Below are 23,029 nucleotides of genomic sequence, written 5' to 3'. Positions count from 1 at the left end.
AAGAAATTCTTGTTAAATCTGAAGAGTTTATAAAAATTAATAGAGAAAACATGTTAAACAATCTTTCGACTGGAAAAATTAGTTTTACAAATTCAAAGCCGCAGGTAATTATTAATGAATTGTTGACTGCAAAAAAGATAAGGTTTACCAATGAAAAAAAGTTCGGCGAATATGCTTTAGACGTTTATCTTGACGATCACGATCTGTTAATCGAGGTAAACGGTGGGTTCTTTCATGTAGATAATCGTTTTTATGATGAAATAAAATACAATATGCAACTGAATAGAATTAAAATGGATAAGAAGAAGAAAACATATTTAAAGAATTATCACAACAAAAATGTTCTTTATTTATGGGAATACGACATCATTACAAACTTGGAATTATGTAATGAGTTAATTGATCTGTTCATTAGCAAAAAAGGTATATTAGAAAATTATCATAGTTTTAATTATGATAACGAAGCAACTCTATCAATAACCAAAAAACCTATTATTCCATATATGGAATGGGATAAAAACGATTTAGCAGCTATAACAGATCTTTCTGTTAGAGAAAAAATTAATAGATACCAACCTTCAAAGCATGTCAACTTTAATTGTGATTACTGTGGTAAAGAATCTGTTCAATATTTATACCACTATAAGAACAAGGGCAATCATTTTTGCTCTGCAAATTGCAGTAAACTTTATAAACAAAGAAATAATTTATGTTATCAATGTAAAAACTGCGGCAAAGATGTTAGTTTGCCTAAGTATAGAGCCAAACTTTTAAAAAGTGGAAAGGTCAAAAACGTATTCTGCTCAAGGTCTTGCAGTTCTTCATGGAATCAAAATAATAGACTGAAGGATACCTCGATTCAAAAAGAGTGTTTATATTGCAATAAAAAATACAAAGTCTCAAAATATAGAGAGCAAGCTTCTAAATATTGTTCAATGAAATGCAGCAGAGAATCAAAGAAAAATAAAATTAAAACCACCTGTGGTGTTTGTAATAGAGAACTTTTCGTAGTTCCATCAAAAATCTCAAGTAGCAAGAGTGGACTTGTTTTTTGTAGCAATAAATGCGTTGGTATTTTCAATAAACATTCCAAGAGTCAAAAAGTCAAAAAAACTTGTAAAATATGCAATAATGTTTATTTCCTTAGACCTTCTCTTGCTAGGAAAAGCGTCACTTGCTCAAAAAAGTGTCAAAGCATTTGGCAATCTCAATATTTGACAGGAAAGAACGCTAATCGTTATAAAAATAAATGATTCTTAAATTGGGGATGAACAAAATGAAAAAATACGTTAATCATTTGACATTGACTATAGCCGCTTGCCACACAACACTTGGAAACTCTGAAGATGAAGCTAAACGATTTACCGAGTATGATTTATTGGAGTTTGGTGAATTTGAAGAACTTAAAGAAATAACATTAACCAATTTTGATGGTGATAAGATTACTCTCCGAGCCTTTAATATGGGGCTTGAAATTGAAGACACGGAAGAGATTGATGAAGACGATACAACACTATACATAAAACAATGACTGTATTTTATTCTGACTCTGCTTGAATGCAGAGTTTTTTATTTGTGTCCACCTCTCCCCCACTCTCCGCTTTGAAAGGATGTGATTATTAATTGAGTCAACAGTTGAAAATTGTAGTGACCCCCGTTGCCGATACTTCCGCTCAATCAGTCGAGCAAATTAACAAGCAGCTTAAAACGCTACAATCAAAGTTAAACTCCCTTCAGCTCAAAACAAACATTGATGCTTCCGCATTAAAAACCCTCAAGGAATTTTCTTCTGCAGTTGAAACATATCAAAAAAATCTTAAGAATTACAATCAGACAGTCAAAGAAACACAAACAGTTATTAAGAATGCTGACGGAACGACTGAAAAGATAATCCAGCAACACAAGAAGAATGGTGAAATACTTCAACGAGAAATTAAGACAATTGATAATCGTAATCAAAAGATTCGCCAAGAAACTCAAGAAACAGCAAAATTAACCTCTGAAATTCAAAAGCTCGGCCAAGCTCAAAAGATAATTGAACGTCAAAATGCTCAAGGTGTAAAAACAGGATCAACTCAGAAAAATCGTGATAATTTCAAGGATATTACCTATAACCTTGATCAAAATGGTAATGTAAAAAACACTACTACTGTAACTAATCTTGACCAACAAAGAAAAGCAATTGAACAGCTTCGAGCAAGTTTACAAAAACTTAGAGAGCAAGGACAACTTTCAGAAGTCACCCTCTCCTCTCTTGGTCGAAGAATAAATTTAGCTCAATCAGGTGAGCAGATCGAATCCCTAAGAGCTAAATTAAAGCTGCTTGATGACAAGTCTTCTGCCGTTGCAAAGACTAAAGAGCTTGAGCGACAGCTTGAGCTTTATAGAAGACAAGCCCAGGTAAACACTCAAAATTTACAAAATAGATATGGTAACTCATTAAGTAATGCAAGCAATCAGCAGATTCAACAGTATTTGAATTCAGTTAATCAGCTAACTGCAAGAACTCCCAATTTGAGAAATCAGATGGCTAGTCTTAATATGCAATTCAGAGAAATGTCATCCAATATTGCTGCTACAACACGACAGACGATGAGTTTCGGTGAACAACTACAAGTCGCAATGTCCCGCGTACCTGTGTGGATGGCATCCATGACACTTTTTTACATGCCATTAAGACTTATTCAAGATCTTACCAGTCAGGTGGTAGAACTCGACACTCAAATGACTGGATTAAGGCGTGTTATGGATTTACCTGATTATAAATTTAATGATCTTCTTCAGAAGTCAATTGATTTAAGTGATGAACTAGCTAACAAGACGCAAGACGTTCTCACAATTATGAATGAATTTGGGCGGATGGGCTATAAAGGTGATGAGTTATTAGATTTAACCAAAACAGCTCAAATGATGGAAAACATTAGTGAGCTACAACCTGAAGATACTGTTAAAGCCCTCACTTCAGCGATGGTTAACTTCGGAATACAATCGAAAGACAGCATAAAAATAGCCGATGCGTTAAATGAGATTGACAATAACTTCCAAACAAGCACATTAGATCTCGCTCAATCCATGAGAAAATCTGCTGCCTCCGCAAAAGTATATGGCGTAAGTATGGAACAACTACTGGGATTAAGTTTAGTCCTCCTTTATAGCAATATAAAGGTAATAAACCTCTCTAATTGCTGGGAAATCCTTATGGGACAATCAGCAGCGAAGCCTCTTTCGAGGAACGTTCAACGACTATTCCATTGGCGGCGAAATTCCGCAACAGAAGTAGGGCGCAAGCTATTGGCGCGGGTGAAAACCCCTTAAATCGAAACGGGAGGTGCCCCATGTGGGTCATGATATAGTCTCAACTTATAGGTAACTATAAGCAGTAAAAACGCATGTAATGTAGCGAATTACATGGAAGAAACTGACACAACAGCCATACAATCGGCCACGAAAGAAAGTGGAAATATTGTCGGTAAAATGGTTGCCGACGTTAAATCTCTTCTAATTGACTTGGAACTCCTAACGTTAAGTCGAGGACAACAAGGGGCAAGCGTAATGGTAGCCTGAACGACTGAGTGAAGAGACACAGAAATGTGAAGCGACAGTCTGAACTCTATGGAAACATAGAGAGTAAGGTTGAAGTGCCTTACCGCCATTTTATATGGTCAGTAACCTATTGGTGAAAGTAACAGAATTGAACGCATTAAAAACAATTTTCGCGAGAATTCAAACGAATGGAGCTGCAATAAAAAGCCTTGAAAGCATAGGTATTGCTGTAAAAGATGTAGGCGGAGAAGCTAGACCTGTATCTAAAATTCTTGAGGAACTTCATCAAAAATGGGACGATCTAAGTCAGGCACAGAAACAGCAAATCGGAGTTTCTACAGCGGGCATGTTTCAAAATACAAGGTTCCTCGGTTTGATGGAAAATTTTAACACTGCGATTTCAGCGACATCAAGTGCTACCCATAGTCAGAATAGCGCCCTACGCGAGCAAGAACGCTACTCCGAGAGCCTAGAAGGTCGTCTTAATAGATTGTCTGCTGCATGGACAGGACTTGCTGCTGTATCAGGACAAGCGTTTCTGTCTGATGGAATAATTGCTTTTGCTGAAACATTAAAAGATATTGTTCAAGTCGGAGCAAATGTTACTAAGACTATTGGTTTTTTGCCAACCTTATTTGCGACAGCATCTACAGCAGTGCTCCTGTTCAATAGCAATCTAAGGTCAACCATGATTCTTGCTGGATCAAATATGGGAACTGCGTTAAAGTCCCTTATAGCTAATTTTAGTTTGCTTAATGTGGCTTCAACTGGAGCTGCCGCAGGACAGAGAATGCTTGCAGTAGCCACTAATATAACTTCTGTTGCTATTTCTACATTAGGAAAAGTAACCAGAACTACGATGGCTTTCATGGCTGGTGCAGCACTTCCTATCGCTGGTTTTATGGCTGTAGCATTTGTTATTGAAAAACTTGTATCCGCATACTCGGAAGCAAAACAGAAACAAGAAGAATTTGAACAGAACCAGCAAAAGAATATTGATGCTTTAACAAAAAATAAAAACACCACCGAAGAATTAATTAAGAAATATAAAAAATTAGATGAAACAAAGCGGAAAGGCGGTCTAACAACTGATCAAGAACAAGAGTATTTAAATGTTCAAACTCAGTTAGCTGATGTCCTCCCTGCCCTAGTACAGAGAATAGATCAGAACGGACAAGCTCATCTAGTTTCCGCTTCTCGTGTAGACAAAGAACGTGAAGCAGTTGAAAAATTAATTGAAGCCAAAAAAGAAGAGCAAAGAACGAAAGCTCCTGAAACTGCACAGCAATCAATTGATGAAATTAAGGACAAGAAACGTCAAATCCAAGACATTGAAAGTGAAATCGAAGAGTTAAAACACGGAGTTCAAAATGCTTTTTTCTCTGCTGATCCAACTAAAAATGACAATGATTCAATAATTGCGGAGAAAAAGGTTGAAATTAGATCTTTAGAGCAACAGGTATCAAATTCATCATTTAAAATGAAAGATGATATTATGTCTGTTGTATCCGCATTTAATAACGTAGACATAAGCAATACTCTTTCTAACTATGTGAAGAACCTTGTTGATTCTCTTGATTTTTCAAAAGCAAATGCTGATGACATCGTGGCATTTGAAAGTGCCTTAGCCAAACTTCAAGATCGGATGCAAACTGCTTTGGACAAGTCTGATAGCAATGCATTCAATAACGCTCAAGAAGATCTCAATTCTCTTCTTAAAACATATGAATCATCTGATGAGAAAATTGATGTCTTTTCAATGAGCTACGATGAAGCAAAAAAAACAATTAAAGATGGGGACAGCAATCTAAAAACGGCAACTGCCACCTATGATGAATTTGGTGATGCTGTTGAAGGATCGACGGAAAATGTTGAAGAATTAAGTCAAAAACTCAAAGATGCTAAAGGTGATTTAGAAGCAACCTTAAACATTATTGAAGAGTTGATCGACTCCAAACAAAGTGATTATGCAGCGTCTACGCTTCAACAAGAGGGTTATGATGAAGTAGCTGATAAAGTTTCTATTTACAATGACCTTCTTGAAAAAATGGCTGAAGGAAAAAATATATCGGCCGCTGAAGCAATGAAACTTATTCAAAAAGAAAAAAGTTTGAGTAAGGCAATAAAAGTAGAAAATGGCATGGTTCATATTAACCGCCAAGCTGTAATAAAAAGCAGAGATGAATTCATAAAAGCTTATAAAGACAAAATAAATGCCGTCAAGCAATTAATATTAGCTCAAGCTAATGAATTCACATCTATGATGTCTAAAGATGGGTCTGATGATCCGCTTAAAGTTAATTCTTTAAAAGAGGCTAAGGAACAACTTGCTGAATTTAAAAAATCATATGAGGAAGCCCTAAAAAACATAAATCACGGTGGCATTCAACATATAAGTGGAGCAAAGGAAAACTACGAAAATTACAAGAAATTTGTAGATAGCCTTGAAAACATTGAAAAGATTTCTGAAATCACTTCTACTTCTCTAGATGAAGTCGGAACCTCTCTCGAAACATACTCAGACGAACAAGAAAAAGCATCTTCTGAAACTGAGAAATCCAAATACGTCGTTGATAAATATAAAGAAGCGCTTGAAAAAGTAAACGCGGAAATTGAAAAATTCAACAAGCAAACCAACGACTATCCTAAATGGTCTCAGAAATATCGCGATGCAATCAATAAGGAAATCAAAGCATTAGAACGTAAGAAAAAACTAATGCAAGATCAGATCAAACTGCTTAAACAGCAAATCAAATCTGGTTATATTCCACAAACAGGACTTGTTACTTCTTCTTCCTCTTCTGGATCATCGGCTGGTTCTTATTATTCTGGTGGTTCATATTCAGGTAAGTATTCTTCTTACATCAATGCTGCAGCAAGTAAATACGGTGTAGATCCAGCACTAATTGCCGCGATTATTAAACAGGAATCAAACTTCAATTCAAAAGCTCGCTCCACCGTAGGTGCTATGGGCTTGATGCAACTTATGCCTAGTACTGCTAAGAGCCTTGGTGTAAACAATGCATATGATCCTTATCAAAACATCATGGGCGGTACAAAATATATCGCTCAAATGCTCAATAAGTTTGGCGGCAACATCGAAAAAGCGTTGGCTGCTTATAATGCGGGGCCAGGAAACGTTATTAAATATGGTGGCGTCCCTCCTTTCAAAGAAACACAAAATTACGTTAAGATCATTCTTTCTAACTACAATAAGAGCTTATCTACTGCGACATCAAAAATTGCTAATTACTACACCAGCGCGAATGGATTTAGAGTAAGCTCAAAGTTTGGCCAAAAAGAAAGTGGTCTCCGCTCCTCCCCTCACAAAGGGTTAGACCTAGCAGCTAAAGCTGGAACTCCTGTTAAAGCATTAAGAGCTGGTAAAGTCATTACCGCTGCCTATTCTAAAACAGCAGGTAACTGGGTTGTCATTCAACAAGATGATGGAACAGTTGCAAAATATATGCACATGCAGAAAGGTCTTAAAGTTAAAAAAGGAGATACTGTATCTGCTGGTCAAACAATAGGTAAAGTCGGAAGCACTGGGCATTCAACAGGAAATCACCTTCATTTACAGATTGAACAGAACGGAAAACCAATCGATCCAGAAAACTACATGAAAGGTTTGACGTCTGACCTATCTCAATCTGAAGCTGAAAGACAACAGGCTATTGCTCAAGCAAAGTCTGATTTAATCGGCTTACAAGGCGATTTAGATTCTGTAAACGATCAAATTCAAGAGCTCCAATATGAATTAGTTCAATCTAAGCTCGATGAATTTGATAAACGCAAATCAGATTTAGAAGTTAAGATTGCTAAAAACGAATCCTTAGCTAAACGCTACCTCACTGACAGCAAAGAGTTCCGTAAATACACTAACGAGCAAAAGAAAGCTGTTGATGAGCAGCGGAAAATTCAACAGGAAAAGCTCAATTGGATTAACAAAGAGCTTAAAACAAACAAAAAGCTCAACTATGCTCAACGTGATCAGCTTAGAGAAGAACTGAAACAGGCCAAATTAGATTTAATCTCCCTTGAGGATCAAGTCAGAGAGCTACAAGGTCAGCTTGTTCAATCTAAAGTTGATCAAGTACTTAACAACATCGAGAAATCAGTCAAGAAAACTGAGGGTAAGCTTAAAGATGTTGATATCAAGATTCAGATGACTGAGGATGACAATCAAAAAGTCAAGTACTACAGTCAGCAAGTAAAATTGATTCAACAGCAACAAGCTGAAGCCAAAAAGTACATCAAACAGCTTGAGGAACAGAAAAAGGCAGCTAAAGGTTTCCCTGATATCCAGAAACAAATCACAGAGGAAATTGAAAACTGGAAAGATAAACAAAAGGACTACAACCTTGAGCTTTATAACACCAAGAAGTCCATTAAGGATATTTACAAATCACTTGCAGATGAAGTCGTTTCTATTTATAAAGAAATGTACGAAAAGATGCGTGATATTGAACTTGAAGCCCATCGAAAAGCAACACAAAACATCATTGATGAAATTGACAAAGAAGACGATGAAGCCAAGTTCCAGAAGTCCCTTAAAGAGAAACAGGAATCCATTCAGGAAACAAAAGATCAAATCAATAAGCTGTCTTTAGATGATTCTGATGAAGCCAAAGCAAAATTAAAGGATTTGGATAAACAGCTTCAGGAACAAGAACAAGACCTTGAAGAGTTTCTGAAAGATCGTGAAAACACGAAACGAAAGGAAGCACTCCAAGATCAGCTTGAAAAAGATGAAGAATCAATCAACAAAAAGTATGATGACCTTGTTAATGATGATCGAGCCTTTAAGGAACTTGAGAAAAAACTTTTGGATGGTAAGATAACCGATATTGCTAAACAGCTTAATGAATTCACTAAGTTCATCAACAGCAACATGGATTCCATCGGTAAGAGCATTTCAAACAACCTTATCGATAAACTTAAAGAAGCTTCCAATGCTTTAAATGTCGTGATTGCCGGAAATAAAACTGGCAAGAAGGTTTCCTCTTTTGATGTTGGTGGATATACCGGAAAATGGGGAAGCTCAGGAAAGCTTGCTATGCTTCATGAGCAAGAGCTTGTATTGAACAAATCTGATACAAGCAATGTCCTGAAAATTGTTGAGCTGACAAGAAACATTTTCGGGGATATTCCAACAAAAGCTACGCTCCCTTCCCCTTCTACTGCACCTAATCAAACGACAAGCAATCAAACGATCAATATTAACTTTAACGTGGATAAAATGACTGGTTCTAAGGATGATGCGGAGAAATTCTTAGGAACTGTATATAACGCTTTATCCGCTAGAGGAGTATTCTAAGAGTCGGCAAAATTGTCGGCTCTTTCTTTGTATGAAAGGATGTGAGAAACATCAGTGATTAGAGAGAGCCGTTACTTTTTCTTCGGAGATAGAAAATCAACAGATATGGGGATTGAAAATGTCAATACTGAAGGCGGTTTAGTTGAAGAAACATTTCTAGCTACCTCTTCAATAAACGAGACATCCATAAAAGGAAATGACACTCCCTTTTATGAAGGGAAAAAACGCGATCCTAAACAATTCAACCTTAATTTTTATATTGTAGATTACTGGAATGATAAAAGACTCGCTGACATTAAACGATGGCTGGATGTTGATACATACCAGCCTTTATCTTTCAGTGAAAACTTAGACATCGTTTATTATGCTATGCCTGTTGATACAAATGATTTAGTTCATAACGCAAGCAAAGAGGGCTATGTCAGGTTAACAATGCGATGCGATTCCCCTTATGCCTACAGTAGATCGATAACCACTCCATTGTACGATGCTTCTAAGGAAGACATTACAATTGAAATCAACAATAAAGGTGAATGCACCATTGTCCCATCGTTTAAAATTCAAAAGATTGGTAAAGGCGATGTTCAAATTGAAAATCTAAGTAACTTCTCCTCCCCTTCTAAGTTTATTGATCTTGAGGATGGAGAAATCATTGCAGTTACAGGTGAAAAAGAGATTGTAGATTCATCAAAATATGGAGACGAACGATACGACAATTTCAATGAAGAGTATCTTCAACTCGGTTATGGAATGAACCGAATTAGAGTGACAGGCAGATGTAAAATTCTTTTCAACTATAGATTCAAATATCGTTAGGAGGTGTCGGTACTGTTTCAAGAGGTATCAAGATCATTCAATTTATTAAAGCCCAAACTTTCCCTAGCCAAAGCAAATAAAAAGAAAATCGCCAACCTGGTTGATGTCTCAAACGTTAATTTGACTATAAAGTTAGGCGAAATTAATGAGCTTTCCTTCACTGTGCCTTTGAAAATTGAGATAGACAAACAATGGGTAAAGAACCCCCATCTCAAGAGATTGAAGCTCCGAAGGCTGGTGAAATTGTCTGCTTATAATTTCAAGGATGAATGGTTTATCATCAAAACTAAGCAAAAATCAGGGGCAGAGAATGAATCAGTTACATTTACCTGTATGTCTTTAGCTCATCAATTAAGCTACCGGAAAGTCAGAAGGTACGAAGTCACTTCCTATAACATGAAACAGGTAACTGATGATTGTTTTGCAAATACGAACTGGAAAGCCGGATATATCAATCCACTATTCAATGAAAAATTCAGGAGTTTTGATATCACATCTTCAACCAAGTTAGATTTCCTAATGAAAATTTGTGAAACGTTTGAAGCTGTTCCTGTGTTTGACACTATAGAAAAAAAGGTTCATTTCTATACTGAAGATGAAGCGTCAAAATATAAAGGAATGAGAATTAAGTACGGCCAATACTTAGACACCATTGAAGACACTGAGGAGCTTGAAGAAGTTTGCACCAGGCTTTATGTGACTGGTAAAGATGATCTTTCAATTAACGCGGCCAATCCAACCGGACAAGCATACATTGAAGATTTTACGTACTACCTCTACCCTTTTGAACGAGACAAGGATCGAAACGTAATATCCCATAGCTATGAGATGAGTGATGAATTATGTCATGCCATTCTTGACTTTAATGAGTTCATCGATTCTCAAACAGAAACGTTCTCCTCCCTTCTTGCTCGACAAACTGAAGAAGAAAAGAAATTGGCCAAATTGAAAGCTCAAAAGACGCAGCTTGATTTAGAGCTTCAAGTTATTTTGGATAAGATTGTAGTCGCAACTGAAGCGAAAGATCCCACTGCTGAATTGATTAAAGAAAGAAATGCGAAAGAAGCAGAGATTGCTGCTAAAAAGAATGAAATCAAAAACAGGGAGAATTTGATTGCCGATATTCAAAACAAAATTACACTTTTAAAGGGAAAATTAACCCTTGAAAGTCATCTTAGCAATGAACTCAAAGAAGAGTTGGCTGAGTTTATCAATGAGCAAGAATGGTCAAATGACAACCTATATGATGAAACTGACCTTTATGAAGCTGGTCTGGAGGAAATGAAGAAACGAAATACCCCACCAGTCAATATCACAATGAGCATCGTAAACTTCTTTGGCATCATAAGTGAACATCAAAACTGGAATCGGCTTTCTATTGGGGATATTATTCGAGTTCAACACGACCGTTTAGGCATCGATGTTAAAACAAAAGTAATTGAAATGAGTTTTGATTTTGAATCTAATAAGATCAATTTGACTATTTCAAACTCAAAACGTGTTGAGACTGTAAAAGAGAAAATGGTTAAGCTCGTTTATACCATAAATCACATCGACAATGATTATGGTGTTAGAAAAATTGATTGGATGAAGACTGCGGAAAACTTCAACATCAGGAATGATCGAATTTCTACTCCTGTCGCAGCCCCTACGGTTAAATCAGATGGGACAGCGATCTCTCATGAATACAACGATAATGGATCGGTTGATATTGTTTTGAAATGGGAGTATCCAGAATCTGATGAAGATCAGTACAACATAGATGGATTTGAAGTATATCTCTATTCCAGCGAATCCTCTGACGAATATGTTTTCGGTTCTAAAATGAGCCATGAGGAATTGGTCAACGTCAAATATGATAAGCGTTCCTATAAATTCACGGGATTAGCATCAAATAAATACTACACATTAGGTGTTAGAGCCTACCGTAGGGTTGATGCAGATATTGAAAGAGCAGGAATTATTCTTTCAGATATTGCTCAATCGAAACATGCTTCTGAAAACCCCTACCTCCCTTCTGCTATTGCTGAGGTCAAAGGGAGAGTGAATGGATTAATTCAAGCAGTTTCTGAGGTAAGACCAGAAAATCCGGATGTAAACACTGTTTGGATTAATCCCAAAACGAATAAACAGGAACTTTACGACGGTGAAAAGTGGATTGAGCAATCCGTTACATCCGCTGAATCTTTGAATGGATACACTGCTGAAGTTGCATCAACTCCTAATACAATAGCTGTTCGAGATGAAACAGGAACAATTAATGCTTCAATTACAGGAAGTGCAACTCAACTCGGCGGTTATGATTCATCTGCGTATGTTCTTAAGTCTGATCTCCCCTCTTCTCCTCAATACGCAACAGGAGAGTACATCGGTGACGGAAAGCAAAGCAGATCAATTAGTTTAAACTTCATTCCTACTTTGGTCAAGATTTATTCTACTTCCCCTACTGATTCAACACTTATCATTCAAAACAGTTTAGGTGGCTACTCAATTCAAAATGGAGAAGCAGGTTCCTACCTTAAAGGCGGCGATAAAACATACGGGTCAATGAATTTGAATTATTTTATTACCGGCTCAGACATCAACACACGCGGAAATAAGCTGAACGTTAAATATATTTGGGAAGCATTCAAACAAAATTAATACGGAGGTGATCATTTGGAAGATACTGCAAAACTTTATAATGATCCTATTCTTTCTAAGAAGAGAAAAGGATCGATTGATGATCCTTACCAGCTTTACAATGAAACACAGGTGGTTTATAACGGAAAAGCTCAATTAACCGAAGTCCCCAACAGAGAAATGAGAGTTGAAGTCACTGGGGACGACAAAGTGTGGAAAGAAGTTGAAGACGGTGAGTTACAAGACGACTACTTTAGGGTTGATTACCTTAATGGAGTTGTCTATTTTAATGCCTCAAATGAAGGGAAATCTCTTCAATTCAAATACAGCGGCGAAGGTGCTTATTACTTCCCAGGCTCACGTATTTGGACAAAACGCGACGGAAATGAAGTTGTTGAAACACTCGACTCATTGACTGAAAGAACACGAAAAGCGACAGAAGAATGCGAAGAAGCAACTGAGGAATCAAGAGAAGTTACAAAATGGACTAAGTATGCTACTTCAGATTATGAAGATGTGGTGGCTAACACAAGGAAGATATACCTCCCTAAAGTTTATACATACACAGATATCATGACTACATATCCAAACCCTCAAATCGGATGGACAGTTGTAACCGAGGACACACACATTGAATGGAGATGGGATGGGTTTGATTGGATCGATATAGGTGTGTCAGATGCCTATGATGGATTCAATGTAATCGTCAGTGAAGTCCCTCCTAACAATGTTAATCACTTATGGCTCCAAGCACCTGTCTCTCCATTTGCAGCAAGAATCAAAAAATCAGAGACTGCTCCCCTTACCAATCAAATATGGCTCAAGATCGAATAGCAATTCAGGAGGTATATAATGAATTATTTAAAATATTATGATCCACTCTTGGAAAAGTGGGTCTCTATTGAACTTGAAGCAATAAGCTCAGACGGGGAAAGATGGACAGCCCCAATGATTACAGAAAAATTTAAAGAAGTATTAGGCAATATCGGCGACGTTAAACAAGATATCATCAATGTCAAAATTGAATTTCAAAAAGAAATCACCAATGTTTCGGATAAGATCAGCAACGTCGAAAAGATTATTGGTGATGTATCAAAGTTTAAGGTTATTGGTGACACCCTAGTTGATAAAATCATTAATGAATTCAATATGAGAAGTGTTAATGTTAAAGATTTTGGAGCAAAAGGAGACGGAGTAACTGACGATACCGCTGCGTTTGAGAAAGCTATAGGAAGTGGATTTTCAAGTATTTACGTTCCTGATGGCACATACATGGTCAAAGGAGTTAAACTTCCCTCTTTCACAAAACTTTATGGCAATGGTATGAAGTCAGTGATCAAACTTCATCCTGATACCCCTCCTACTACACATGTCATTACAAACAAAGATTATACAAATGGTAACTCATATATCCAGATCGAAAATCTGCTTGTTGATTGGAATTTAAATAAAAAAGACAACAAGATTGGATCGGGGCCAAATGCAAGCTGCGTAAACATCACTAACAGTCAATTTGTTTGGATTAATAAAGTTCACGCAAAAGATGCTGGTCTTCATGGTTTTGATGTCACCTCTCCAAAGTACAACTCTTCCTCAGATGGTGCTGAATACTATCAGCCTAAAGGTTCCAAGTACGTTTGGATCGACAATTGTACAGCTTGGAACTTCGGGGATGACGGGTTCACAACTCACTTTTCTGACTACATTTTCTTTTCAAATTGTTATTCATATGATGGAAATGGTTCGGCTCACCGTGCTGGAGGCAGTAACACAAATGGTTTTGAGATCGATGATGGTTCTAAACATGCATGGCTTATGAACTGTCATAGTAGAAAAAATTGCAGAGGTTTTGAAGTAAAAGCGCACGCTTTAGCACCTGCAGCCCAAGATGTTCATTTTGTAAATTGTTCCTCTGAGAATGATATTCGAGGCTTTGACTTCAGACATATTGGATTCCACCGCTCTTCAGATCCAGTTTCAAAAAGTGCTTTTAATGTTAGTGCTACAAATTGTAGAGTTCTTAACCCTATTTTCAACAGCTTGTATGAAGGACTGTCCCCTAGAGCCTTGGTAATCTCCGCATTTCGCAATGTAAATATAAACAACTTCACAGCAATTGGAGATCCCTCTTATGACTACAAAGGAAATCCTGCAATTGCAACTCAATTTAAATCTAGAAACATTAATTTAAACAATATTTCCGTTTCTGGCTTCAAGACGGCTGAAGCAGACATTTACGTGATCGGAGGAAGTCAAAAATCTGACAACGTAAATATAAGCAATATCAATTCCTTTGAATCAGCGAGAGTCGGTGTAAGAATCGGCAGCAAAACAGAGAATGTAAAATTAACCAATGCAAGCTTAATCGGGTATGGTCGGAAAGATAGTGTTGGTGTTTATTGCTCGAATTCTCAAGCTTACATATTTGGAGTCACTGCTGAAAAGTATGGCAAAGCTTCAACAATCGCTGGCTATGATTACTCATATGTTCCAAACAACTTTAAAGGTGGGACAAGAGCTGCCACTACTTCTGGACATGTTAAAACATCGACGGGTTTTATCGCCGCTTCTTCAGGTACGCCAGAAGTTACTGGAGAAGCATCTGCAGCTATTGGAACAACTGGAGGAGCAAAGGCTAAAGGAGTTCGAACAGGGGTTTATTCTTCATCTGGCGGAAGCTCTGTTGATGGTTCCCGTAGCACAGTCATGTCTTCGAATGATTCCCATATTGAAGGTGAAAATGTCTCTAGAACCATTCTGTCTTCTGGTGGGGTTAAGCTCGGAGCAAATGATCGCTATATGGTTGTTGGCGGATATGGAGAAACCCCTTCACGTTCAAATATAAAGTGGATGCTTAACTCTATGAATGGAGACATCTCCGCCACAGGGAAGATCAATGGTGGAGCAACATTCAGTGACTACGCGGAGTATTTTGAAAGCCTTGATGGCAAAAGCATACCTTCTGGAACCATCGTTACCCTTGAAAAAAATAAAATAAGACCTGCTCAAAAATCTGAATTTATGCTCGGCGTTATATCTGAAACAGCAGGAACTGTACTTGGAAGCGCTGAGGTTTATTGGAAAGATCGCTATTTAAAAAATGAGTTTGGCGGTCTTATTTATGAAGATGTTCTTGATGAAAAAACAGGTGAATACGTCAAAATGCCTGTTGAAAACCCTGAATGGAAGTCAAAAAAAGATTATATCCCGAGAGAACAAAGACCTGAATGGAATATCGTAGGTCTTGTTGGACAAGTTTATATTCGCATAGATGAAACTGTTGAAGTTGGAGATTGCATTGAAGCAAATAACGGAATAGCTACAAAATCAGAGAACTCCACTTGGAGAGTTATGGAGATTACAAAACCATACTCTAAAAAAGATGGATACGGTGTCGCAATTTGCTTTATAAGATAAACCTTGATTGGAGGTTCAGATGAATACATTAAGCTTCTACAACAAAAAGAAAGACAAGTGGGAAGACATCTATACAACTGGTGTAAGTGATGGGAAAACTGTCATTACCGTAAAAGAATTACTGGAGTTACTTGAGAGAACAAAAACGTTAGAAGATGAAATTGCAAAACTGAAAAAGTCTTAAAGGAGGTGATTATTTTCTAAATAAAACTTAGATTTTATTCAAAGTACATATTAGCAAAACAGAGAAAACAAGAGCATACGTGAGAATGAGAGAGATTGGGAACCCCCCAGTCTCTTTTTTAATGCTCAAAAACAATTAGGAGTGATTTAATTTGGTTAAAGTTGTGAAAAATTTCGTTAAAGTAAACAAATTTACTCGTCCTGGTATTAAATTGTCTGGCGTGAAAGGAATTGTGATGCACTATACAGCTACTCCAGGAGCTAGTGCGCTAAATGAACGAAATTATTTTAATGGTACTTGTATCGCTGATCAACGTTATGCATCTGCTCATTATTTCGTAGACCGAAACGAAGCACAATACATTATCCCTGAAAACGAAATGGCTTATCATGCACACGATCAAAATCGATGCTATGTGAGCTTCCTTAAACCCAATGCTAACCAAACAGCAATTGGTGTTGAAATGTGTGTAGAGAAAAACGGTACAATTCATGATGAGACTGTGCAGAATGCTGCCGAATTGGTGGCTGATCTTTGCAAAAGATTCAAATTATCTACAGAAAAAATCGTCCGCCACTATGATGTAACGAACAAGAACTGTCCTGCTCCTTGGGTAAGTGACTCAAGCAAACTTACCGCATTCCGTAAAAAAGTTGATAGCCTACTTGGGAATAAGACAGTTTCTAATTCTACGGCACCTTCAAGTACGAAAAGCTCTTCTTCCTCTTCTGCTGCTAGTGGTTCCCTGAAATCAAAAGTTAACGGACTTCGCTTTTATTCTAAACCTTCATGGGAAGACAAAGATGTTGTTGGCACGGTGAATAAAGGCTATGGTTTCCCTACTGTTGTTGAAAAAGTGAAAGTAGGAAGTGCTTATCAGTACAAGGTTAAAAACTCTAAAGGAGCAACATATTACATCACTGCTTCAGACAAATATGTTGAAGTTTCAGGTAATGTGAAAACTGCCTCCTCCCCTTCGAAATCAACGACAACAAAATCTAGCGCTGGTTCTTCTTCCATTAAATCTGTAGGAAAAATTAAAATTGTTGGAGTGTCAAATGCTGCAATTGTAATGGACAAACCTGACCGTAATAACTCCAAGAATATCGGTACAGTTAAACTTGGCAGTAAGATCGATATTTCTGGATCAGTGAAAGGCAAAAATAACCCTAAAGGCTATTGGGAAGTCATTTACAATGGCAAACGTGGTTACGTTTCAGGTCAGTTTGGAACAAGAATCTAACTGATCTTTAATTATCTTTAAGGATATTTGTTGATCTAAATTGATCAATGAATATCCTCTATTTCTTTTGGAGGTGAACAACGTGGGATGACGTACACCTTCTTTATTAAGGATAAAGGACGGTTGAATTTGTGGCTGAAGTAGATGTAAATACACGACTAAGTGTCTTAGAAGAAAAAATGAAAAATCATCAAGAAAAAATTACAAATTTAGAAGCAAGAACTGAAGACATGAGTCGACTAACAACACTTATGGAACAACAAATCGAAATAAACAAAGATGCTCAAAAACAATCGAGAGAACAATTTGTCACATTGACTGAGATGAATAACAGCTTAAAAAATTTAAGTAAATCATATGAAAAACTCGATAATCGAGTGGGCATTCTTGAGCAATCAGATTCCAATAGAAAAATCGACCCAGGTCAGTTCGGTAAAGATCTTATGTACAAGGTTTTGCCAACCGTAATTGCAACATTAGTCGGTGCATGGTTACTTATACATTTTGGACTTAAATAAGAAAAGGAGATTGATATTATGACTAAAATCAACTGGAAAGTAAGACTTAAAAAGAAAACATTCCTTGTAGCAATTTTCTCCGCAACACTTTTATTTGTTCAATCAATCGCTGCTGCATTTGGATATGATTTGACTGCATTTGGCAATGACCTTACGGAGAAATTTAATGCCTTCCTTGCGTTTTTGACTGCAATGGGCATTATCGTTGATCCAACAACTAAAGGTATCTCTGACAGCGAACAAGCAATGGAATATGAAGAACCAAGAAAATAATTCGTAAAGGGTTGATTTAATGAAAACAACAATTACATATTCCCCTTACCCTTCAAACTTTTCGGAAGTCAAAATTGACACTGGTGAGGATAAATCTATAACGCTTCGTCTTGTTATTCCCCCTGTGGTTTCAGATGATGCTGTGAATACAGAAAATAATACAGCTCAAACATCAACGAATACGTTGATGGAGCCTATCATAAAATTTGAAATTAACGATGGAATAGCAACTGAACAGATCATGGATATGAACAAACAGGACACTACTGTTTTGCTGCAGGTTCTCAGAGATTTTTTAAAACAGATGTGATTTGTGAGGGATCTCCCCTCTTCTTTTTCAAACAAAAAATAGACTTCCCTTGAGACCCGCAAAAGTTTAAAGGGAAAATCTATTTAAAAAAGACGCTTTGAGCCAGCCCCTTGAGGGCTGCTTTGTACTTCTGACTCGACTGTTGGCCGCAGTCGGGTCTTTTTAAATGAATATGACAACATTCTAAACAATTTCATTATATTGTAAGCGCGAAAATAATTCAAGAAGATTATCATAATTCTTAAGCTGATCAAAAAAGATCCTACTGATAAAAATCAGTAGGATTGCCTTCATTTGACCGTACGGTGCACCATCACCTGCGGTTTATTCAAAAACAAAACTTTCCTCTGATCTAGAAAAACCAAAGTTAATATGATACTATTGAATTAACTTTGGAAGAGGAGGAAGATTAAGTGAAATTTGAGTTGTTTCAATTTCTAATATTTCTCGTAGGCTATACGAAATTAATTCTCACTTTAAAAGAAAACAACAAGGTTGAAGACCACCTCTGCGACATGTGCAAAAAACGGAGAGATGGTCATAGCTAATCTCTAAGACCTGGCTGCAACCAGGTCTTTTTTAAGTTAACATCATGACATTGTAGTCTGATGATAAACCCAATTGCAATACTTTTGCTTAACGAAGATAAAAAAATTCAGCATGCATTCACTAAAATAAAGAATATAACATTAATATGTTGTTTTGTATTTCGTTTTACGTTTATTATAGTCAATGGAATACTTCTTGTCAATTGCAGTCTTTGATGTTGCCTGCATTTTGGGTGATTCCCAAAATGAAATTCAAGAATAATTGTAATGCATTACATACTGTTGGTCAAACTAAAGAAAGAATGTAGGGGATAATCCATTTTGCAATACTTTTGTTTAATTAGAGTAGACAAACCTTTTTAGAGAAAGAATACAATTCCATCTCATAACAAAAGAGGACATCCCTTGTTTTATGGAAAAAATTAAAGAGATGCCCCATTCGTATTGCTTTAATTATATGCATTTTTGAAAAACGTGTATCAGAAGACAGCCTTTTCAGCAACTTGAACATGTTCACCTTGTTGGATTGCAATCTTTCCAGTTGATACTCCGAAAGCAACCAGACCAGCTAAGATGACCGTAGAAGCAATGGCAATTGTCTTTTTCATTTTAATTCCTCCGTCATTTTTAGAATTTGATCCCTTGCGTGTATACATTTTTCAAGAAACTTAGCGGTGTTTATAATATCATCGGATTTTTTAAAGTAGCATCCCACCTCTAGTGTTAATTCTGCTACATCATTCCATAACCCCATCTGCTCTAAAGTGTCAAGGGAATCCGCTAATACACTTTCATTGTACTCATCGTACAAAGTGTTAACAAGAGTAAATTTCGCCAAATATTCCTTATCCCCTTCTTTTTCTGCACGATTTAATCCTTTCTTAAACCATTCCCTTGCTTCTTCAATATGTCCAGATTTGTACAAAACGTGGGTTAGATTATAAACGGCTTTTAGTCCATTATAAGTATTAGCATATTCATCAATTTGTAAAGCGTTTCTAAAACAGTCTTCTGCTTCAGAAAGCATATTCCTTCTATTATAAAGGATTCCTAAATTATGATATGCCTTTCCCTCTGAGTTGGATATACCTCTTGTTTTGGAGATGTGTAATGCATGTTCGTAATGTTTGTAGGCTGCTTCATAACGGAATAAATCAAGTTTGTTTGCTCCCAGTATCATTTCGCTGCTCACTGTTCGATGGGCATAATCGTCATATTCACGAAAAACAGTTAAAGCTTTTTCTGCATACGCCAACGAGAAAAAGTACTGATCAATATGATAATATGATATGGCTAAATGATAATAGAATTCTGCTTTTTCAATTTCATCCTCAATTTTAACAAGCTTATCTTCAGCTAATTTATAATAATTGATTGCATCAATATATTTCTTTTTGGAAAACATGTATTGACCAGAGAAAAATAAGAAGTAATACTGCAACATGTCATCAGTTTTCTGCATTTCAGGACTCTTCTGAATTTTATGAAGAATTTTACCGGATGATTTGAACATATCCAACAAAAGCTTATGACGGGAATCTAAGAGATTATAATAAAGAAGCAAATTTTGATTTTCTTCCATATCTTCTAACATGTTATTGATTTCTTCTTTCATTTTCACTGCATTTTCAATTTCACGCTTCTTAATCATCGTATACCATTGATTAATCTTATTGGCCACTTCTTGATATGCAATTTTTGTTTTTGTCAATCTCCTTCATCCTTTCTTAGATTATTCACACAACATTTTTATAATCATCTGTATTATCGCAAAATTCGGAAGTCCTTGAAAGGTTTTTGCTTAAATTTGTAAAACGCTGTCGTTTTTCTTAATTTTTAAACCCTTAGGCTCTCTTCTTTTTCTTTGATTAAATCAGTCCGTTGGGCTTTCCCAAGCCTAGTGAACAACAGGATACCAATTCCAGCAAGGATCTCAATCACCCCACCAAAAGCAATCACTTTTCCTGCTCCAAAAAAGGTTGCGGCATATCCCCCAATTAAAGCCCCCAAAGGAATCATGACATAGGAAATCATGCTGATAACTGAATAAACCTGTGGTTGATCTTCATCATCGACAGACATTTGAATAATGGTGTGCTCTGGAACATTAATTGCACTAATAGTGGCTCCTAATGCAAAGGCAGCAAGAAATAGTAAAGGTAAAAGCGAATTCATGCCCGTTATGAAAAATGCTGCACCTTCAACAATTCCAGCCGTGACAAACAACAGGCCATATCGATTTACTTTAACCTTTGCCAAAACGTAACCTAATAAAAATGCTCCACCAGCAGTTGTAACTTTTATTAAAGAATGAATGATCGGATCACCATTGAGTTCTTCAGCTATGTAGACTGCCGAAAGTGCCTCCCAAGGTGCAGAGGCTAAATTGGAGAAAACACAATAAATAGCTAATGGAAACAAAATATGGTGACTTCGGACAAGAGTAAAACCTCTTCTCAGTTTTTTCAAATATGTACCCTTTTTCTTTGATTCTTCAGCTCTCTGTTTAACGTTTTCTTTTATGGTGTATTTGATGAAAAGAATTAAACTGGCTGAAATTATATAGAGTGGGAATGTAATCAATGTTGCCTGCACTGCCCCGATTGCGACAATAACCACACCGCAAAGAGTAACCGCAGCAAGCCTAACAACATGTTCTGACGATTGCATGATTGCATTTGCTTTTTGAATGAGATCTGCTTTCACAATTTTCGGAATTAATGAAACAGATGCAGGATTGTAGGATGCTCCTGTTGCTGAATGAACAAGCATGAGCAGTATGATAAACCATAAAGGAGAAAAGCCGCTAAAGTAACATATTGGAATGGCAAACATGAGCATTGCCCTTGTTAAATCAGCAAAGAACATCCAGAATTTTAATGAATTTGTTTTCATTAGAGGAGTTATAATTGGCCCTAACAGGGCTTGAGGAAGAAAAGAAACTGCCAAGAGTAAAGCTGTACCCATCGCTCCCTTCCCTTCGTAAATCAAGAACCACAGAATTGTATTGACAGCAAAGCAATCTGCGGTTATCTTCACCAATTTAGAGCAAAAAAGAAAGGCGAAGTTTTTTTGCCATACAGTATTACCACTATCCATTTTTCATAAATCCCCCTTACAAAAATCCCTCTTTTTTACAATGTTTATTTTATAAGCATATCCTATTTTTGGTTTATGGGTCAACGTCAACCAGGAATTGTTTAAGAAAAATTTATGTTAAATGGACTCTTAAGCGGGAATGAAAAATGATGTTCACAATCCTTCCAGCTTATTCTTCATATGCAATTTCAATGCAGCTTTCCAATACCTCGCCTCCCCCTCTTTAATCCCCCCTTCTTTAGTTCTTATATAATAAGGATACTCCACAAACATATCATCACATGCAACAAACTCTTGAATCTTCGTGTTTTCCTTCTTTAAATAGTCATTCAACTCTTTTCTTATTGAAAAGAGCTTCTTCAACTTCCCCTCATAATATTCAACAAGTTCTGGTTCTTTATTTGATTCAGCTTTCGTCAACTTTGTATCCATTGCATGGATACACAGATCAATAATGATCTTTTCATGTATTGCGTTTTCAAGTTCCTTAGAAATAACAGGCTTCATACTCTCAGCACCTCAAAGCAGAATGTATGTTCCCTTTTATTATACATTTTTTAAACAATTCCTAAACAAAAAATCCCTCATTCAGAAGGACTTTCATTAATGGTATTGTCTTTTTCTTTTCTGAGAACATAACGACCGCGGTATGTCTTTTCCACTTCAGGATGATACTTCAATAATCCTTGCATAAAAGTAGTCATATTGCGAATCGGCATCCCTGTTTCCTTTTCAATTTCTTTTTGAAGCTCATATCCCCGTATTTCACCTTTGTGATCCCTTAAAATCTTTAAAGCTACCTCACGATGTTTGTGAGATTTCGTCCCGAGCCTTGGTTTTCTGCTAGGGTTTAAGGATGACACAATTGGCGGATTTGTTTTCTCTGGTTTGTTTTTTTCAAAGGACTTTGCCGTTTCATTTGCCAACTCTAATAAGGATTTTTTGTGGATCATGTTTGCATCGGTTGCTTCGTCTGGATTGTTTTGATTATCTAATTCGCGCAGCTTAGAATAAATTTCATTGCGCTCTTCCCGAAGTTGACGCAGCAAATTAATCTCAGCATCATTAAGCTGTTCAAGCCTTAAACGTAATGCTTCCCTTTCAGTAAACATAACCCCATCTCCTAAAAAACATTATTT

17 protein-coding genes and 1 pseudogene are annotated in these 23,029 nt (G+C 36.6%); 13 read left to right on the top strand and 5 right to left on the bottom strand.

Annotated features, from left to right (window positions below; translation table 11 throughout):
- The 13 genes and pseudogenes from V7126_RS22275 to V7126_RS22215 form a co-directional block, all read left to right on the top strand.
- Window positions 1-1,253 (top strand): annotated as a pseudogene (locus V7126_RS22275) (hypothetical protein); the annotation flags it as partial.
- A 23-nt stretch (window positions 1,254-1,276) separates the two neighbouring features.
- On the top strand, window positions 1,277-1,531 hold the full coding sequence (locus V7126_RS22270; protein WP_046132751.1) for a hypothetical protein: 255 nt from the start codon (window positions 1,277-1,279) through the stop codon (window positions 1,529-1,531).
- Window positions 1,532-1,623: 92 nt separating this feature from the next.
- Complete coding sequence (locus tag V7126_RS22265) at window positions 1,624-3,315, top strand: phage tail tape measure protein (protein ID WP_231947448.1); 1,692 nt, start codon at window positions 1,624-1,626, stop codon at window positions 3,313-3,315.
- Window positions 3,316-3,676: 361 nt separating this feature from the next.
- Complete coding sequence (locus tag V7126_RS22260) at window positions 3,677-8,860, top strand: phage tail tape measure protein (RefSeq protein WP_414826758.1); 5,184 nt, start codon at window positions 3,677-3,679, stop codon at window positions 8,858-8,860.
- A 54-nt stretch (window positions 8,861-8,914) separates the two neighbouring features.
- Window positions 8,915-9,676, top strand: coding sequence for a distal tail protein Dit (locus tag V7126_RS22255; protein ID WP_046132707.1), 762 nt, complete (start codon window positions 8,915-8,917; stop codon window positions 9,674-9,676).
- 3 nt (window positions 9,677-9,679) lie between these two features.
- Window positions 9,680-12,319 carry a phage tail spike protein gene (locus V7126_RS22250; protein ID WP_128748091.1) on the top strand — a complete coding sequence of 880 codons (2,640 nt, stop codon included), beginning with the start codon at window positions 9,680-9,682 and terminating at the stop codon, window positions 12,317-12,319.
- A gap of 15 nt (window positions 12,320-12,334) precedes the next feature.
- Window positions 12,335-13,132, top strand: a complete 798-nt coding sequence (locus tag V7126_RS22245) for a hypothetical protein (protein ID WP_046132709.1) — start codon at window positions 12,335-12,337, stop codon at window positions 13,130-13,132.
- Between the two features lie 18 nt (window positions 13,133-13,150).
- Window positions 13,151-15,715 carry a peptidase G2 autoproteolytic cleavage domain-containing protein gene (locus tag V7126_RS22240; RefSeq protein WP_046132710.1) on the top strand — a complete coding sequence of 855 codons (2,565 nt, stop codon included), beginning with the start codon at window positions 13,151-13,153 and terminating at the stop codon, window positions 15,713-15,715.
- Between the two features lie 19 nt (window positions 15,716-15,734).
- Complete coding sequence (locus tag V7126_RS22235) at window positions 15,735-15,899, top strand: hypothetical protein (RefSeq protein ID WP_176463767.1); 165 nt, start codon at window positions 15,735-15,737, stop codon at window positions 15,897-15,899.
- A gap of 151 nt (window positions 15,900-16,050) precedes the next feature.
- On the top strand, window positions 16,051-17,142 hold the full coding sequence (locus V7126_RS22230) for an N-acetylmuramoyl-L-alanine amidase (RefSeq protein WP_046132711.1): 1,092 nt from the start codon (window positions 16,051-16,053) through the stop codon (window positions 17,140-17,142).
- 131 nt (window positions 17,143-17,273) lie between these two features.
- Complete coding sequence (locus tag V7126_RS22225; protein WP_021837858.1) at window positions 17,274-17,660, top strand: hypothetical protein; 387 nt, start codon at window positions 17,274-17,276, stop codon at window positions 17,658-17,660.
- Between the two features lie 18 nt (window positions 17,661-17,678).
- A complete protein-coding gene (locus tag V7126_RS22220) occupies window positions 17,679-17,933 on the top strand; it encodes a phage holin (protein ID WP_046132712.1) in 255 nt (84 codons plus the stop codon).
- A gap of 19 nt (window positions 17,934-17,952) precedes the next feature.
- Window positions 17,953-18,243: a hypothetical protein gene (locus V7126_RS22215; RefSeq protein ID WP_046132713.1), complete on the top strand. Its 291-nt coding sequence runs from the start codon at window positions 17,953-17,955 to the stop codon at window positions 18,241-18,243.
- Between the two features lie 1,027 nt (window positions 18,244-19,270).
- Here the strand turns inward: V7126_RS22215 and V7126_RS22210 are convergent.
- The 5 genes from V7126_RS22210 to V7126_RS22190 form a co-directional block, all read right to left on the bottom strand.
- Window positions 19,271-19,399, bottom strand: a complete 129-nt coding sequence (locus tag V7126_RS22210; RefSeq protein WP_255131167.1) for a hypothetical protein — start codon at window positions 19,397-19,399, stop codon at window positions 19,271-19,273.
- On the bottom strand, window positions 19,396-20,502 hold the full coding sequence (locus V7126_RS22205) for a Rap family tetratricopeptide repeat protein (RefSeq protein ID WP_082094171.1): 1,107 nt from the start codon (window positions 20,500-20,502) through the stop codon (window positions 19,396-19,398). Before V7126_RS22205 ends, V7126_RS22210 begins: the two co-directional genes overlap by 4 nt.
- Window positions 20,503-20,627: 125 nt before the next feature.
- Window positions 20,628-21,890, bottom strand: coding sequence for an MFS transporter (locus V7126_RS22200; protein ID WP_046132714.1), 1,263 nt, complete (start codon window positions 21,888-21,890; stop codon window positions 20,628-20,630).
- A 153-nt stretch (window positions 21,891-22,043) separates the two neighbouring features.
- Window positions 22,044-22,397, bottom strand: coding sequence for a hypothetical protein (locus tag V7126_RS22195; RefSeq protein ID WP_335499247.1), 354 nt, complete (start codon window positions 22,395-22,397; stop codon window positions 22,044-22,046).
- A 77-nt stretch (window positions 22,398-22,474) separates the two neighbouring features.
- Complete coding sequence (locus V7126_RS22190) at window positions 22,475-23,002, bottom strand: Rok-like winged helix domain-containing protein (RefSeq protein ID WP_065894406.1); 528 nt, start codon at window positions 23,000-23,002, stop codon at window positions 22,475-22,477.
- Window positions 23,003-23,029 lie beyond the last annotated feature (27 nt).

The organism is Bacillus sp. JJ675 (genome assembly GCF_036963165.1).
In the GTDB taxonomy this organism is placed as follows: domain Bacteria; phylum Bacillota; class Bacilli; order Bacillales; family Bacillaceae; genus Bacillus; species Bacillus glycinifermentans.
Note: the sequence above shows the minus strand (reverse complement) of the source record. Positions and strands in the feature narration are given on the sequence as shown.

Coding starts and splice junctions, on each gene's coding strand:
- V7126_RS22200 (WP_046132714.1), bottom strand. CDS start 21,890: ATGGATAGTGGTAATACTGTATGGCAAAAAAACTTCGCCTTTCTTTTT.
- V7126_RS22240 (WP_046132710.1), top strand. CDS start 13,151: ATGAATTATTTAAAATATTATGATCCACTCTTGGAAAAGTGGGTCTCT.
- V7126_RS22220 (WP_046132712.1), top strand. CDS start 17,679: ATGACTAAAATCAACTGGAAAGTAAGACTTAAAAAGAAAACATTCCTT.
- V7126_RS22195 (WP_335499247.1), bottom strand. CDS start 22,397: ATGAAGCCTGTTATTTCTAAGGAACTTGAAAACGCAATACATGAAAAG.
- V7126_RS22190 (WP_065894406.1), bottom strand. CDS start 23,002: ATGTTTACTGAAAGGGAAGCATTACGTTTAAGGCTTGAACAGCTTAAT.
- V7126_RS22215 (WP_046132713.1), top strand. CDS start 17,953: ATGAAAACAACAATTACATATTCCCCTTACCCTTCAAACTTTTCGGAA.
- V7126_RS22270 (WP_046132751.1), top strand. CDS start 1,277: ATGAAAAAATACGTTAATCATTTGACATTGACTATAGCCGCTTGCCAC.
- V7126_RS22210 (WP_255131167.1), bottom strand. CDS start 19,399: ATGAAAAAGACAATTGCCATTGCTTCTACGGTCATCTTAGCTGGTCTG.
- V7126_RS22235 (WP_176463767.1), top strand. CDS start 15,735: ATGAATACATTAAGCTTCTACAACAAAAAGAAAGACAAGTGGGAAGAC.